This window comes from Streptomyces sp. NPDC001220 (assembly GCF_053597895.1).
On record NZ_JBSFJE010000003.1, the window covers coordinates 536,341 to 550,497 of the forward strand.

Annotated in this window: 8 protein-coding genes; 3 read left to right on the forward strand and 5 right to left on the reverse strand. The window is 71.0% G+C overall.

Annotation, left to right across the window (positions count from 1 at the left end; translation table 11 throughout):
* Nucleotides 1-87: 87 nt before the first annotated feature.
* Nucleotides 88-1,221 (reverse strand): FAD-dependent oxidoreductase, encoded by a 1,134-nt coding sequence (locus ACWDGI_RS10350; RefSeq protein ID WP_450757319.1) that lies wholly within the window; start codon nucleotides 1,219-1,221, stop codon nucleotides 88-90.
* Nucleotides 1,222-1,312: 91 nt separating this feature from the next.
* On the opposite strand from ACWDGI_RS10350, the gene ACWDGI_RS10355 reads away from it, so the two are divergent.
* A complete protein-coding gene (locus ACWDGI_RS10355) occupies nucleotides 1,313-2,092 on the forward strand; it encodes a TetR/AcrR family transcriptional regulator (RefSeq protein WP_450757321.1) in 780 nt (259 codons plus the stop codon).
* An 81-nt stretch (nucleotides 2,093-2,173) separates the two neighbouring features.
* Here ACWDGI_RS10355 and ACWDGI_RS10360 read toward each other — a convergent pair whose 3' ends face one another.
* Together ACWDGI_RS10360 and ACWDGI_RS10365 are read right to left on the reverse strand one after the other, a co-directional pair.
* Nucleotides 2,174-4,141 (reverse strand): phosphocholine-specific phospholipase C, encoded by a 1,968-nt coding sequence (locus ACWDGI_RS10360; RefSeq protein ID WP_450757323.1) that lies wholly within the window; start codon nucleotides 4,139-4,141, stop codon nucleotides 2,174-2,176.
* Nucleotides 4,142-4,168: 27 nt separating this feature from the next.
* Entirely contained in the window at nucleotides 4,169-5,641 is a 1,473-nt protein-coding gene (locus ACWDGI_RS10365) for an endonuclease/exonuclease/phosphatase family protein (protein WP_450757325.1), read from the reverse strand.
* Nucleotides 5,642-6,521: 880 nt separating this feature from the next.
* On the opposite strand from ACWDGI_RS10365, the gene ACWDGI_RS10370 reads away from it, so the two are divergent.
* Nucleotides 6,522-10,793: a discoidin domain-containing protein gene (locus ACWDGI_RS10370; protein ID WP_450757327.1), complete on the forward strand. Its 4,272-nt coding sequence runs from the start codon at nucleotides 6,522-6,524 to the stop codon at nucleotides 10,791-10,793.
* Nucleotides 10,794-10,860: 67 nt separating this feature from the next.
* Here the strand turns inward: ACWDGI_RS10370 and ACWDGI_RS10375 are convergent, their stop codons facing one another.
* Together ACWDGI_RS10375 and ACWDGI_RS10380 are read right to left on the reverse strand one after the other, a co-directional pair.
* Nucleotides 10,861-12,477, reverse strand: coding sequence for a sodium/solute symporter (locus ACWDGI_RS10375; RefSeq protein WP_450757329.1), 1,617 nt, complete (start codon nucleotides 12,475-12,477; stop codon nucleotides 10,861-10,863).
* Nucleotides 12,474-13,016 carry a DUF485 domain-containing protein gene (locus tag ACWDGI_RS10380; protein WP_450757331.1) on the reverse strand — a complete coding sequence of 181 codons (543 nt, stop codon included), beginning with the start codon at nucleotides 13,014-13,016 and terminating at the stop codon, nucleotides 12,474-12,476. Before ACWDGI_RS10380 ends, ACWDGI_RS10375 begins: the two co-directional genes overlap by 4 nt.
* A gap of 535 nt (nucleotides 13,017-13,551) precedes the next feature.
* On the opposite strand from ACWDGI_RS10380, the gene ACWDGI_RS10385 reads away from it, so the two are divergent.
* A complete protein-coding gene (locus tag ACWDGI_RS10385) occupies nucleotides 13,552-14,055 on the forward strand; it encodes a DUF1203 domain-containing protein (RefSeq protein WP_450757333.1) in 504 nt (167 codons plus the stop codon).
* Nucleotides 14,056-14,157: the final 102 nt, after the last annotated feature.

The following is a 14,157-nucleotide window of genomic DNA, read 5'->3' on the forward strand; positions in this document are numbered from 1 at the left end:
CACCGAGCCGGTGCCGCCACTCGGGAACGCGGCCCGGCCCGGTCACCCGGCCGCCTCACAGATCTCACGGGCCGCACGGCGCGTGGTTCACGACGGCCGCTCGGCTCCGGTGAACATGGCGATCAGGCCGTGGGGCGAGTCGTCGCCGAACATGAGCTCGTGGAGCTGGGCGGCCTCGGCGGCCTCCTCGGCGCTGCGGGAGAACATGGCCTGCTCGTACGCCGTGAGCGCGGCCTCGGTGTCGTCGGGGTGCGAGGCCAGGGCCCTGCCGAGTTCGGCGCCGTCGTACATGGCCAGGTTGGCGCCCTCGCCGCTCGGGACCATGAGGTGGGCGGCGTCACCGAGCAGCGTCACCCCCGGCACCCGGTCCCACCGGTGCTCGACGGGCAGGGTGTGGAGGGGGCGCAGGACCGGCGCGGTCTCACCGTCGGTGATCAACGCGGTGAGCTCCGGTGCCCAGCCGTCGAACTCCGCCGCGATCCGCGCGGCCGCCGCTCCCGTGTCGGTGAAGTCGATGTCGGCGAACCAGTCCTGCGTCCTGCGGAGTGCCACATAGGTGTGCAGGGTCCCGCCGTTCTCCCGGTGGGCCTGGATCCCCTTCCCCGGCGCCAGCGCGAGCATCGCCCCGCCGCCGACCGCCTTCGCGGTGGCCGGATGCCGGGTATCGGCGTCGAAGAGGTAGGTCTCGACGAACGCCGTGCCGACGTACTCGGGCACCGCGTCGGACAGCAGCGGCCGGACCCGTGACCACGCGCCGTCCGCGCCGACCAGCAGGCTCGTGGTGACGGAGCCGCCGTCGGCGAAGGTCACCTCGTGGCGGCCGTCGCCGAGGGCACGGACATCGCTGACCTTGTGGCCCCACCGGACGGTGCCGGCCGGGAGCGAGTCGAGCAGGGTCCGCCGCAGCTCGCCGCGGAGCACCTCGGGGCGGCCCCCCGTGCCGTCGTCGGGTTCGTCGTGCAGGACCGCACCGTCCGGAGCGAGGGCCCGGGTCGCCTGGCGTCCCTCCAGGACGAGAGCGCGGAACTCCTCGATCAGGCCGGCCGCCTCGAGGGCCGGCCGGCCGTTGTTGTCATGGATGTCGAGCATCCCGCCCTGCGCCCGCGCCGTCGCGGAGGCCTCCGCCTCGTGGACCGTGGCCGGGATTCCGTGCACGTGCAGGACGCGGGCGAGCGTGAGGCCGCCGAGTCCGGCGCCGATGATCGTGACGTGGTTGCGCATGGTGGCTCTCCCTCGAATTTCTGGTACGCCGTTCCAGAATGGAACGGTGCTCCATGTTGGAACGGCGCTCCAGATGTGTCAACATGGCGGCATGGCAACGCGGACGCGCCGGTCACAGCGGCGCACAGAGGCGCTCTCGCGGGACCGCATCGTCGAGGCCGCCGTCGAACTGCTCGACGCGGCCGGTGAGAGCGGACTGACGTTCCGGGCGCTCACGGAGCGCCTCGCCACCGGCCCCGGGGCGGTCTACTGGCACGTGGCGAACAAGGACGAACTGCTCAGCGCCGCCACCGAAGGTGTCGTCGCGGCAGCCCTGGCCACCGGACCCGCCGGTCCCACCGGACCCACCGATCCCGCGGAATCCACCGATCCCGCCGGGTCACCGCAGGACGGGATCCGTGCCGTCGCGCTCGGCCTGTCCGGGGCGATCGAGGAACACCCCTGGCTGGCCACCCAGCTCGCCGTGCAGCTCTCCCGCAACCCCTGGGGGACGGTGACAGCGCGGCTCTTCGAAAGCATCGGTCGACAGGTCCGCGCGCTCGGCGTGCCCGAGAGCACCTGGTTCACGGCGACCTCGGCGCTGTTGCACTACATCCTCGGCGCCGCGGGCCAGAACGCCGTGAACGCCGGTGCCCCCGGCCCCGACACGGACCGGGCGGAGTTCCTCGGCGCCGTCTCGACGGCGTGGAAGGAGCTCGACCCCGAGGCCTACCCGTTCACCCGGGCCGTCGCGGACCAGATGCGCGAGCACGACGACCGCGAGCAGTTCCTCGCCGGCATCGACTTCGTCGTCACCGGCATCACCACCCTCCACCCGCCCGGCGGGCACCCGGGCACCCCACCCACCCGGCGCGGAACCGGCTCGCCCTGAGCACGACGCCCCCGCGACTCCGCATCAGGAAGGGGCCGGACACGGATTCGACAGCCCGCGCCCGGCCCCACCTCGCGTCGCTCAGCCTGCGTGCACGGTCCCCGCGTAGCGCCGGGCGAACCGGGCCCCGGTGCCCGCGGTGACGATGATGTCGTACCGGCCTTCGTCGGTGCGCCAGGTCAGCCGGGAGTGGCCGCCCGCCTTGACCCACACGGTCTGCTCCTTGCCGGCGAAGTCGTTCGGGGTGACGGTGAAGGCCGCCTCGGTGCCGCCGTCGTTGCGCAGCTCCAGCTCGATCCTGGCGTCCTGGGCGCGTGCGGTGTGCGTCAGCGCCGCTGTCACGGACGGCACCGCCACGTCGTCCTGGCCGTAGCGCACGACCGTCCCGGCCAAGCGGCGGACGAACCCGTCGGCGCCGTGCACCGAGAAGTCGTAGCGGCCGTCGGTCGCGGCGGCGTCCCACACGTAGCTGCGGGAGGAGCGCGGCGGGACCGTGAACGGCACGCCGGTGAAGGGCAGTTCGATGTTCGGCAGCACGGTGAAGTGGTAGCCGACGGCGCCGTCGTTGGTGAGGGTGCAGGTGACCTTGCCGGTGGTGCGGTCGACGGTGATCTCGGCCCACGGGCGGTACGGCAGCGGGCGGTGCGGACGCCGTCCCGGTTCCTGCACGGGCATGGACTGCTGGTCGGGTATCTTCACCGCCGGCAGCGCGGTGCCCGCGTCGGCCTTCGCCATCAGCGCGACCGTGTCCGGCAGCTTCGGGATGCTGTAGTCGGGCCGGGTGAAGTCGAAGCAGCTGGTGAGGTCACCGCAGACGGTGCGCCGCCAGTCGGAGATGTTGGGCTCCCGCACCCCGGTGACCTGCTCCAGGAACCGCAGCACCGACGTGTGGTCGAAGACCTGCGAGTTGACCCAGCCGCCGCGCGACCACGGCGAGACCGCCCACAGCGGCACCCGGCTGCCCAGCCCGATCGGCTTGCCGTCCGCGAACTCGTCCTTGGTACCGGGCTCGGGCGACGGCGGGACGACGTGGTCGAAGTACCCGTCGTTCTCGTCGTACATGAGCAGGAAGACGGTGTGCTTCCACACCTCGGGGTTGGCGAACAGCGACTGCAGCGCGGTGTTCACCCAGTGGGCGCCGTAGTCGGGGCTGGCCGCCGGGTGCTCGCAGAACAGGTACGGCGCGACCAGCCAGGACACGGTGGGCAGCGTGCCGTCCTTGCAGTGCCGGTCGAACGCCGTGAGGTCGAACTTCGTCATGGCGTTGACGTAGCGCGGGTCGTCCTTGGGGAACGCGTGGAACTGCCTGAAGTACGACAGCGCGTTGTCGTCGTAGTCGCCGTACCGGTCGTCGGTGCCGTCGGGGTTGTGGTAGACGCGCCAGCTGACACCCGCCTGCTCCAGGCGTTCGGCGTACGTCGTCCAGTCCGCCACCGGGTTGCCGGTGACCGGGGTGTTGTCGGTCCACGGGCCCGTGGTGCCGTCGACGCCGGGACCCGCGGTGCCGGTCCACAGGTAGAGGCGGTTGGGGTCGGTGGGGCCGTTCAGCGAGCAGTGGTAGGCGTCGCAGAGGGTGAAGGCGTCGGCCAGCGCGTACTGGTAAGGGATGTCGTCGCGGGTGAAGTAGCCCATGGTCCGCTCGCCCTTGGCGGCCACCCACTTGTCCATGGCGCCGCCGTCGACGGCGGTGTGCCCGGTGTCCCAGTCGTGCGGGAGGCCCCCGGCGTTCTGCGCGTTGTACTTGGTGGTGTCCATGCGGAAGGGCAGCAGATAACCCTCCTTCCGGCCTCTGTCGGGCTGGCGGAACACGGAGTCGCCGTTGGCCAGGACGCTGGCCTGCCGGTCGCCGAAGCCCCGGACGCCGTTCAGGGTGCCGAAGTAGTGGTCGAAGCTGCGGTTCTCCTGCATCAGGATCACCACGTGTCTGACGTCGGCGATGCTGCCGCGCGTGTCGCGCCCCGCCGCCTCCGCGGTGCCGGGAAGTCCGGCGGCGACGGCGGCCGTGACGGCGGTGGTGCCGATGAAGGTGCGGCGGCTGATCTCGGTCATGGGATGAAGTCCTTCGGGTCGTTCGGGTCAGCCGCGGCGGGACAGGGAGAAGGTGACGACGGCGGCCGCGTGGTCGGAGGGCCAGCCGTTGGCGGCCGTGTCCGGCACCGGCCGCGGCCAGCCGGTGACCAGGCTGTGGGCCTCCAGCACCCGCAGCCGTCCCGCGTACTGGATCTGGTCGATGCGGTCCTGCGGTTCCGTACCGCCGCCCTCGTGCTGCGGCCTGACGGGGGACCAGGTGGTGCCGGGGGCCTTCGCCGGGTTCGAGTGGACCTCGCGGAAGGCGTCGACGAGACCGGCCTGCTCCAGGACCTCGGTGACCGGCCAGCGCACCTGGCCGGCACCTTGGTGGGCGGACGCGGTCCGGTCCGTCCAGTCGTGGTGCGAGGGCGAGGCGAGGCCGGCCGCCAGGACGACGGGCGTGCGGGACGCCAGGTCCGGTCGCATCGCGGCCACCAGTGCCTTGGCCTGCGTGTAGCGAACCGTCTCCTTCTCCGACGCCTCGACCTGCGCGGCGGTCCGGCCCGCCAGCAGCGCGTAGGGGCCGTAGTCCGCCTCGTCCAGCTGGGCCGCCCACACGCGCACCGCGCGGTCGCCGGGCAGGCGCAGCGTCACCGCGGCGGCCGGCAGCGCGGCGGTCGGGGCGACGACATCGGTGAGCGGATAACGGCTGACGATGCCGAGGCCACCGGCCTGCCACGCGTGCCAGCCGAGCGCCGCGGCGAGGCCGGCGGCCCCCTGGGCACCGCACTCCTGCAGCGCCACGACGTCCAGGCCCTGGGTGAGCACCAGCCGCAACTGCTTCTCCAGGAACCCGTCGACGTGACTGCCGCCGTCCCAGAGGTTCAGTGTGGCGATCTTGAGCCGGAGCCGGTCCCGGGAGCCGCGTACCGGCACCTGGACGGTCACGGTGTCGCTGCCCACGGCGCTGTCGGTGACGGAGACCACCACGCGGCCGGGCGTGCGCTGCCCGAGAGCCGGGGCCCTGCCGCTGACGGTGCCGTCCGCCGCCACCGACAGCCACGCGTCGCCGGACACCCGCCGGAAGGACGGACTGCCCGGGGCATTGCCCTCCGGCCTGGTCCACAGGCCGCCCAGGGACACCGAGAAGGACGTGCCCGCGGTCTGCGCGGCGGTGGTCACGGCGTCCACGACCGCGTGCGGACGGGGAATCACGGGGCGGACCGCGAAGGTGAACGGCTCCGTCTCGGCGAGGATGCCGTAGCCGTCCTTGGCCAGCAGGTAGGCGGTGTACGGCCCGGCGCTGAGCCCCGAGGTGTCGAGCGTGGTCTGCCCGGAGGTGCCGGGGACGTAGGCCCAGACGAGCGAGCCACCGCCGCTGCCGGGCTGCCGGTCACCGTCGTACACGCCGATCCAGTTCTTCGGGTCGGGTGCGTCGGTGGCCCAGTCGAAGGTCAGTCTGTCGCCGCGGTGCGGGGACGTCGGGAAGCCGATGCTGATGCTGCTGCCGGCCGCGGCGACCTGTGAGAGGGGTTGCACGGTGTTGGGTCCTCTCCGCCCCGGACGCCGTCGCGACGACGCCCGGGTGAGCAAAGTTGTCTATATAACTTCGCCCCACAGCAAGCCGGTCCGCGGCGACGGACACGTGAACGAAGGGTGGCCGCCGCCCGGGGAACAGGCGGCATTCTGAGATTTCCCTGGGTGCGGCGGGCCGCCAAGGGCACGTCAGGACTGGGCTGTTGACCTGCGAAGTCGACAACTCGCCAGGCGTCTCGGCGAGCAGGGGGGCGGTGGAGCCTCTTCGCCCGAGCGGCCACCCGAGCAGCCCGCGACGCCGACCGCCCGTAGTCGGCTCGGACCGCGCTCTGTGCACAGTCCGAAAGAGCCGACACTGCTCCTGCGGGGGTCCGGGCCGGGCCGGCGTCGTCGGAGTTCTCACCGGCACACTCGCCGCACACCGCCGAACCCGGACCTGGGTTGTAAGCTGCGCGACGCATGAGCGCGCAAATTCTTGCGCTCTTTGCGTTCACTTGCGGTCCGGTGACGCAAGCGCTCAGCGCGCATCCGAGTGACGGCCCGGGGTGTCAGGTCCCGTGAAGTGCGCCTGACTGCTTGCTTTTTGGCTGGCTTTGGGCTGCCTGTGCCGCAGTGTCATGAGCGTTTCTGGTGAAACTTGTGCCGTCCTGCCTGTGGACCGACTCGCGGCTCTCTGCAATATTTCGATGAAACAACGCAATATTCTGCGCACCGTATCACCGTGTCATCGCTCCACAGAGAGACCGCAGAGAGACGGCAAAGAAACCGCGGAAAGACCGCAGCGACCCCGTTCAGCCCCGCACCTTTCTGCCCCACTCCGCCAGGAACGAGCCGCCCTCGCCCGCCCCTCCGGCGTGCGAGCCTCCGCAGAAAGCGACCTCGCATGACTCGACACAAGCCGAGATCCTGGAGACGGCGCGCAGCGACCGCTGTGCTCGCCTCCGCCGTGATGGTTCTGGGCCTGCCCGCCGTCGGCGCGCACGCGGCCGGCGGGCCCAACGCCGCCGCGGACGCCAGGACCCAGGCGGGCAGCGCCCGCGCCGCACACGCGGCCGCCAACATCACCGACGGCGACACCGACACCTACTGGCAGGCCGGAAAGAAGTCCGCCCAGTGGGTCCAGACCGACCTCGGACGGACCGAGCGCGTCCGCCAGGTCGTGCTGCGGCTGCCCGAGCAGTGGCAGCCCCGCAAGCAGACGCTGGCACTTCAGGGCAGCGCCGACGGCAAGAGCTTCGCCACCCTCAAGTCGTCGGCGCAGTACGTCTTCAGCCCCGGCAACGGCAACACGGTGAAGGTCTCCTTCCCCGCCACCCTCGCCCGGTACGTACGGGCCGACTTCAGCGCCAACTCGGTCGCCGCCACCGCGCAGCTCGCCGAGATGCAGGTCCTCACCGCCGCCGCCTCCACCCCCAACCTCGCCCAGGGCAAGCCCTTCAGCGAGAGCGGCCACGCCGACGTCTACGGCGCGGCCAACGCCGGTGACGGCAACCGCAACACCTACTGGGAGAGCACGAACAACGCCTTCCCGCAGTGGCTCCAGGTGGACCTCGGCTCGTCGGTCAAGGTGAACCAGGTGACGCTGCGGCTGCCCAGCGGCTGGCCGAGCCGCAGCCAGACGCTCAAGATCCAGGGCTCGACCGACAACCAGAACTTCACCGACCTGACGGCCTCGAAGGCGTACACCTTCGACAGCTCCAACGACCAGTCGGCGACCATCACGTTCGACGCGACCACCACGCGGTACGTGCGCGCGCTGTTCACCGCCAACAGCGGCTGGCCCGCCGGGCAGGCGTCCGAGCTGGAGGTGTACGGACCGGCCACCGGCGACACCCAGGCGCCCACCGCGCCGTCCAACCTGAGCTACACCGAGCCCGCCACCGGCCAGATCAAGCTGACCTGGAACGCGGCCACCGACGACACGGCCGTCACCGGCTACGACGTCTACGCCAACGGCCAGCTGCGGGCGAGCGTCGCCGGGAACGTCCTGACCTACACCGACACCCAGCCGGCCGGCAGCGACATCACCTACTTCGTGCGGGCCAAGGACGCGGCGGGCAACGTCTCCGCCAACAGCAACAGCGTCACCCGCAAGGGGGCGAGCGGCGACACCCAGGCCCCCACGGCGCCCGGCAACCTCGCCTACACCCAGTCCGGCAGCGACGTGAAGCTCACCTGGCAGGCGTCCAGCGACAACGTCCAGGTCACCGGCTACGACGTCTACGCCAACGACCAGCTCGTCAAGTCCGTGGCGGGTGACGTCACGACGTACACCGACACCCCGTCGGCGACGGCCACGGTCACCTACTACGTGAAGGCGAAGGACGCCGCCGGGAACGTGTCGGTGGCCAGCAACAGCGTCACCCGGGCCGGTAACGGCTCCGGCTCCGACCTCGCCCAGGGCAAGCCCATCGACGCCTCCTCGTACACCTTCACCTACGTCGCGGCCAACGCCAACGACGGTCAGATCGGCACCTATTGGGAGAGCGCGGGCGGCGCCTACCCGGCCACCCTCACCACCAAGCTGGGTGCCAACGCCGACCTCGGCCAGGTCGTCGTCAAGCTCAACCCGGACCCCGCCTGGTCCACCCGCACCCAGAACATCCAGGTGCTCGGCCGCGACCAGGACGCCACGGCCTTCACCAGCCTCGCCGCGGCGAAGGACTACACGTTCAACCCGGCGACCGGCAACACGGTGACCATCCCGGTCTCCGGCGCCGCCGCCGACATCCAGCTCAAGTTCGCCTCCAACACCGGTGCCCCGGGCGCGCAGGTCGCCGAGGTGCAGGTGATCGGCACCCCGGCCGCCAACCCTGACCTCAAGGTCACCGGGATCACCAACTCGCCCGCCGCGCCGGTCGAGTCGGACGCCATCAGCCTGACGGCGACCGTCACCAACAGCGGCAGCAAGGCCTCCAAGGCCACCGACCTGAACTTCACGCTCGGCGGCACCAAGGTCGCCACGGCCGACGTGCCCGCCCTCGCGGCCGGCGCGTCGACGACGGTCACCGCGAGCATCGGCAGCCGGGACGCGGGCAGTTACCCGGTCGGCGCCGAGGTGGACCCGTCGAACAAGGTCATCGAGCAGAACGAGGCGAACAACGTCTTCACCCGCTCCGACACCCTGGTCGTCAAGCCGGTCTCCAGTTCCGACCTGGTCGCCGCACCGGTCGCCTGGACACCGTCCAGCGCCTCGGCGGGCGACGCGGTCGCCTTCACCGTCGCCATCAAGAACCAGGGCACGGTGGCCTCGGCCGCCGGCGCCCACGGCGTCACCCTGACGATCCAGGACGCCAACGGCGCGACCGTCAAGACGCTCAGCGGCTCCTACAACGGCGCGATCGCGTCCGGTCAGACCACCGCGCCGATCTCGCTCGGGTCGTGGACGGCCGTCAACGGCAAGTACACCGTCAAGACGGTCATCGCCGACGACACCAACGAACTGCCGGTCAAGCGCACCAACAACACCACCACGCAGCCGCTGTTCGTCGGCCGCGGCGCGGACATGCCGTACGACATGTACGAGGCCGAGGACGGCACGGTCGGCGGCGGCGCCCAGGTCGTAGGTCCCAACCGGACCATCGGCGACATCGCGGGCGAGGCGAGCGGCCGCAAGGCGGTGACGCTCAACAGCACCGGCCAGTACGTCGAGTGGACCACCCGCGCGGCGACCAACACCCTGGTCACCCGCTTCTCGATCCCGGACGGCACCAACACCACCCTGAACGTCTACGTCGACGGCCAGTTCCTCAAGGCCATCGACCTCACCTCGAAGTACGCCTGGCTCTACGGCAGCGAGACCGCGCCCGGCAACTCGCCCGGCTCCGGTGCCCAGCGCCACATCTACGACGAGGCCAACCTGCTGCTCGGCAAGACCGTGCCGGCCGGCTCCAAGATCCGCCTCCAGAAGGACGCGGCCAACACCTCCACCTACGCCGTCGACTTCATCAACCTCGAACAGGCGACGGAGATCCCGAACCCGGACCCGGCCGCCTACACGGTCCCGGCCGGCTTCACCCAGCAGGACGTGCAGAACGCGCTCGACAAGGTGCGCATGGACACCACGGGCAAGCTCGTCGGCGTCTACCTGCCCGCCGGTGACTACGAGACCTCCAGCAAGTTCCAGGTCTACGGCAAGGCCGTCAAGGTCGTCGGGGCCGGGCCGTGGTTCACCCGCTTCCGTGCGCCCTCCTCGCAGGAGAACACGGACGTGGGCTTCCGGGCCGAGGCCACCGCGAACGGCTCGACCTTCTCCGGCTTCGCCTACTTCGGCAACTACACGTCCCGGATCGACGGCCCGGGCAAGGTGTTCGACTTCTCCAACGTCTCGAACATCACCATCGACAACATCTGGGCCGAGCACATGGTGTGCCTCTACTGGGGCGCCAACACCGACAACATGACCATCGAGAACTCCCGTATCCGTGACACGTTCGCCGACGGCATCAACATGACGAACGGCTCCACGGACAACCACGTCGTCAACAACGACGCCCGCGCCACGGGTGACGACAGCTTCGCGCTCTTCTCCGCCATCGACGCCGGCGGCGCCGACGAGAAGAACAACCTCTACGAGAACCTGACGTCCACCCTCACCTGGCGCGCGGCGGGCATCGCGGTCTACGGCGGCTACAACAACACCTTCCGCAACATCCGGGTCGCCGACACCCTCGTCTACTCCGGCATCACGATCTCCTCGCTGGACTTCGGCTACCCGATGAACGGCTTCGGCACCGAACCCACGACGATCGAGAACGTCTCGCTGGACCGGACGGGCGGCCACTTCTGGGGCTCCCAGGTCTTCCCCGCCATCTGGGCGTTCTCCGCCTCGAAGGTCTTCCAGGGCATCAGGGTCAACGACGTCGACATCGACGACTCCACCTACGGAGGCGTGATGTTCCAGACCAACTACGTCGGCGGCCAGCCGCAGTTCCCGGTGAAGGACACCATCTTCACCGACATCTCCATCACCAACTCCAAGAAGAGCGGGGACGCGTTCGACGCCAAGTCCGGCTTCGGCATCTGGGCCAACGAACTGCCCGAGCCCGGCCAGGGCCCGGCGGTCGGCGAGGCCACCTTCCGCAACCTGCGGATGAGCGGCAACGCCCAGGACATCAAGAACACGACCAGCACCTTCAAGATCAACGTCGAGTAGGTTCCGAAGGGCGGTGAAGGGAAGGGGCGTCCCCGGCGGGGGGCGCCCCTTCCCGCCGTGTCCGGCACTACCGGGGCGAGTGGCGTGGCGGCGGCCCTGTGAGGAGGTGGTGCTCGTGGGACTCGTAGCGGCTGCGTTCGCGGGCGGTGGCCCGCCGCCCGGACAGGACGGTGGTGAGCCAGCCGGCCAGGAAGCCCGCGGGTACGGAGACGAGGGCGGTCGTGTTGTAGGGGAACCAGGCGAAGTCGGCCTCGGGGAAGGCGGACAGCGGTGTCCCCGAGACCAGGGTGGTGCCGGGGGCCAGGGCCAGGACGCTCAGGGAGCCGACGATGAGGGTGGCCAGGAGCGCGGTGCGCGTGAAGCGGCGCCAGAAGAGGGTGTAGAGGAGCGCGGGGGCGATGGCCGAGGCACCGAGGGTGAAGGAGACGGTGGCCAGCGGCTGAAGGCTGCGGTGCTGGGCGAGGACGGCCAGGAGGATGGTGGGGATGCCCACGACCAGGGCGCTGAACCGGGCGAGGGCCAGTTCCCGGGCTGGAGCCGGCGGATGGGCGCGGGACGCGGTCAGGTCGTGGGCGAGGGTGTTGGCGCAGGCGAGCGTCATGCTGGCGACGGAGGCGAGGAGGGTGAGGAAGACGGCGGTGGTGACGGTGGCGAAGAGGAGGCTCTCCGGCCGGGACAGACTGGTTCCGAACGCGGCGCGGGCGCCCAGGAGATAGGCGGTGGTGCCGTGCGCGTCGGCGGCGGCGATGCGGTCGTGACCGACGAGTGCGGCCGCACCCGTGCAGATCACCGTGAGCATCAGGACGAACAGGGTCACCGAGGAGACCGCCCAGGACATCGCACGGCGCACCTGACGCGGGGTGCCCGCGGTGTACATCCGCATGGTGACATGCGGCAGGCTGGCACCGCCGAGCACGATCGCGCACTGGGTGCTGGCCATGTCCAGGGCGGGATGCGGGCTGCTGGAGTACTGCAGACCCCATCTGAGATAGGCGGGCCCCGCTCCGCTCCCCCCGGCCGCCGCGTGGAACAGCGCCTGGGGCTGCCAGCCGAACGTGCGCAGGATCAGGACGCTCACGACCAGCCCGGAGCCGAGCAGGACCACGGTCTTGATGATCTGGACGAGCGCGGTGCCGGGCATCCCGCCCAGCGCCGCATAAGTGATCATGAGGACGCCGGCCCCGGCCACACAGCCGTTCTTCATGCCGGGATCGGTGAACCCGAGGACGTACGCCAGGAGTTCACCGACCCCAGCCAGCTGTACGACCATCATCGGGACGAGCGCGGCCAGGGTGACCAGACACGCCGTGACGCGCACGGACCGCGCGGGGTGACGGCGGGCCAGCGCGTCGCCCATGGTGTAGCGGCCGGTGTTGTGGAGGGGTTCGGCCAGCAGGAACATCAGCAACAACAGGGACAGCAGGGCGCTCAGGGCCAGGACGATTCCGTCGTAGCCGCACAGGGCGATGATCCCGCCGACGGTGAGGACGGTGGCGGCGGAGATGTAGTCACCGGCGACGGCCAGCCCGTTGCGTATCGGGGAGAGGGACCGGTAACCGGTGTAGAACTCGGCGAGGTCGTCCGCCTCCGGGCCGGTGAGCACGCACAGCAGCAGGGTGAGGGCGACGACCGTGCAGAACGCGACGAGGGACCAGGACTGGGCGGAGCCGCTGAACTCGGTCATGGCCCCTGCTCCCGGTCCGCGACGGCCACGTGGGTCTGGCGGCGGGCGTGGCGCGCCAGGGGATCCACGAAGCGGTGCGCGGCGGCTTCGTAGAGGAGGACCGCGAGCCAGGTGACGGGGATCTGGACGAGGGCCAGGACCAGCCCGGTGGGCAGGCCGCCCGGGCCCGGCCGGGCCATCAGGGAGGGCGCCTTGACGGTCAGGGTGAGGAAGGCGGCGAAGTAGCCGAGCGCGGTGACGGTCGCCACGCGCCGTTGCCAGCGGTAGGCGCGCCGCAGCAGGCGCAGGGTGCGGTGGGGGCCGGAGTGCGGGTCCGGGGGACGGACGCCGGACAGCTCCACCGGCCCGGTGGACCAGGTGGGGGAGGGACGGTCGTACGGCGAGCGGTCGTACGGCGGTCGGTCCTGCGCGGAGAGGTCGTGCGGAGAACGGTCGTCGGGGGAGCGGTTGTGCGGGGAGCGGTCGTACGGGGAGCGGTCGTCGGGGGAGCGGTCGTACGGGTGCCGGTCCGAGGGTAACTCGGGTGAATCATGGGACATTTCGGCAACTCCTCGTAGGGGATTCCGCCCCGCGTATGGCGGACCGCGAGCGGGGAGAGCGGTTCGGGTGACCGCACGCCGTGCGGCTCGAAGATCGGGCGGAGCTGATGGCGCCGGTCGTCCGGGACGACGTCTCGTACGTCGCGATCGTGTGAGTCGGGCGCCATGGTCTCCGGCGCGGGCCTGGTCCGCCAGGGGTGCGGCCGGAGTCGGCGGGGGTGGTCCGCGGTGCGCGGAGCTGACCGTGGCATATCTGCCCAGGAGTGAGGAAGCATTAACGGAGCGCGAGGTGGCGCGATTGCTTCGAAGAGTGCGCCGTCGCACATCTCACGAGCCCCAGAGCACCCACCGGTTCACTCCCGGTGCGCCCCCACGCCTGCCGCCGGCGGGAAGGGACGGGACGCGAACCCGCCACGCCATGACCGCTACCGGCCGAACGGGACTTCCGGGCCTCTTCGGCGGACGCTCCTCCGGCCTGAAAGACGGCGTCCGGATCCCGCCAGCGTCCCCGCTCGGCCCGCGTCAGGCTGAACCCATGACTCCTGCCTTCCTTCCTCTTCCCATCCCGTCCGAAGCCCTCGAGGAACTGCGTGTTCGTGACGACGCCGGGAACCCGCCACGCCCGTACACGGACGACGAAGGCGACGCGCCTCTGCGCTGCTGCCTGCGGTCCAGTACCAGGGGAGAGCGGATCGCCCTGGTCTGCTACGCCCCGCTGCGCCGGTGGGCGGCGGAGACGGACGCCGACCCCGGGGCGTACGACGAACAGGGGCCGGTCTTCATCCACGCCGAGGACTGCGGCGGCCCGGCCGACGAGGACGCCGGCTACCCGTGGGCGCGCCCCGGCGCCCTGCGCGTCCTGCGCCGCTATGACCGCCGAGGCCACATCGCGGGCGGTCGCATGCTGGAGATTCCCGAGGATCCCCGCGCGGCTTTCGAGCAGGCGCTGGCCGAGGCCTTCGCCGACCCCGACACCGCGCAGGTACACGTCCGCGCCGTCGAATACGGCTGCTACCACTTCCGCGTGAACCGCCCCTGACGGAAACAGGCATCACCACGGCAGCCGAGTCGAGAGCCTGAGGGCCCCGTGATAGCTTCGGTGCCGCCGTGCGCTTGCTGCGAACTGGGGAGGTGAGACCGA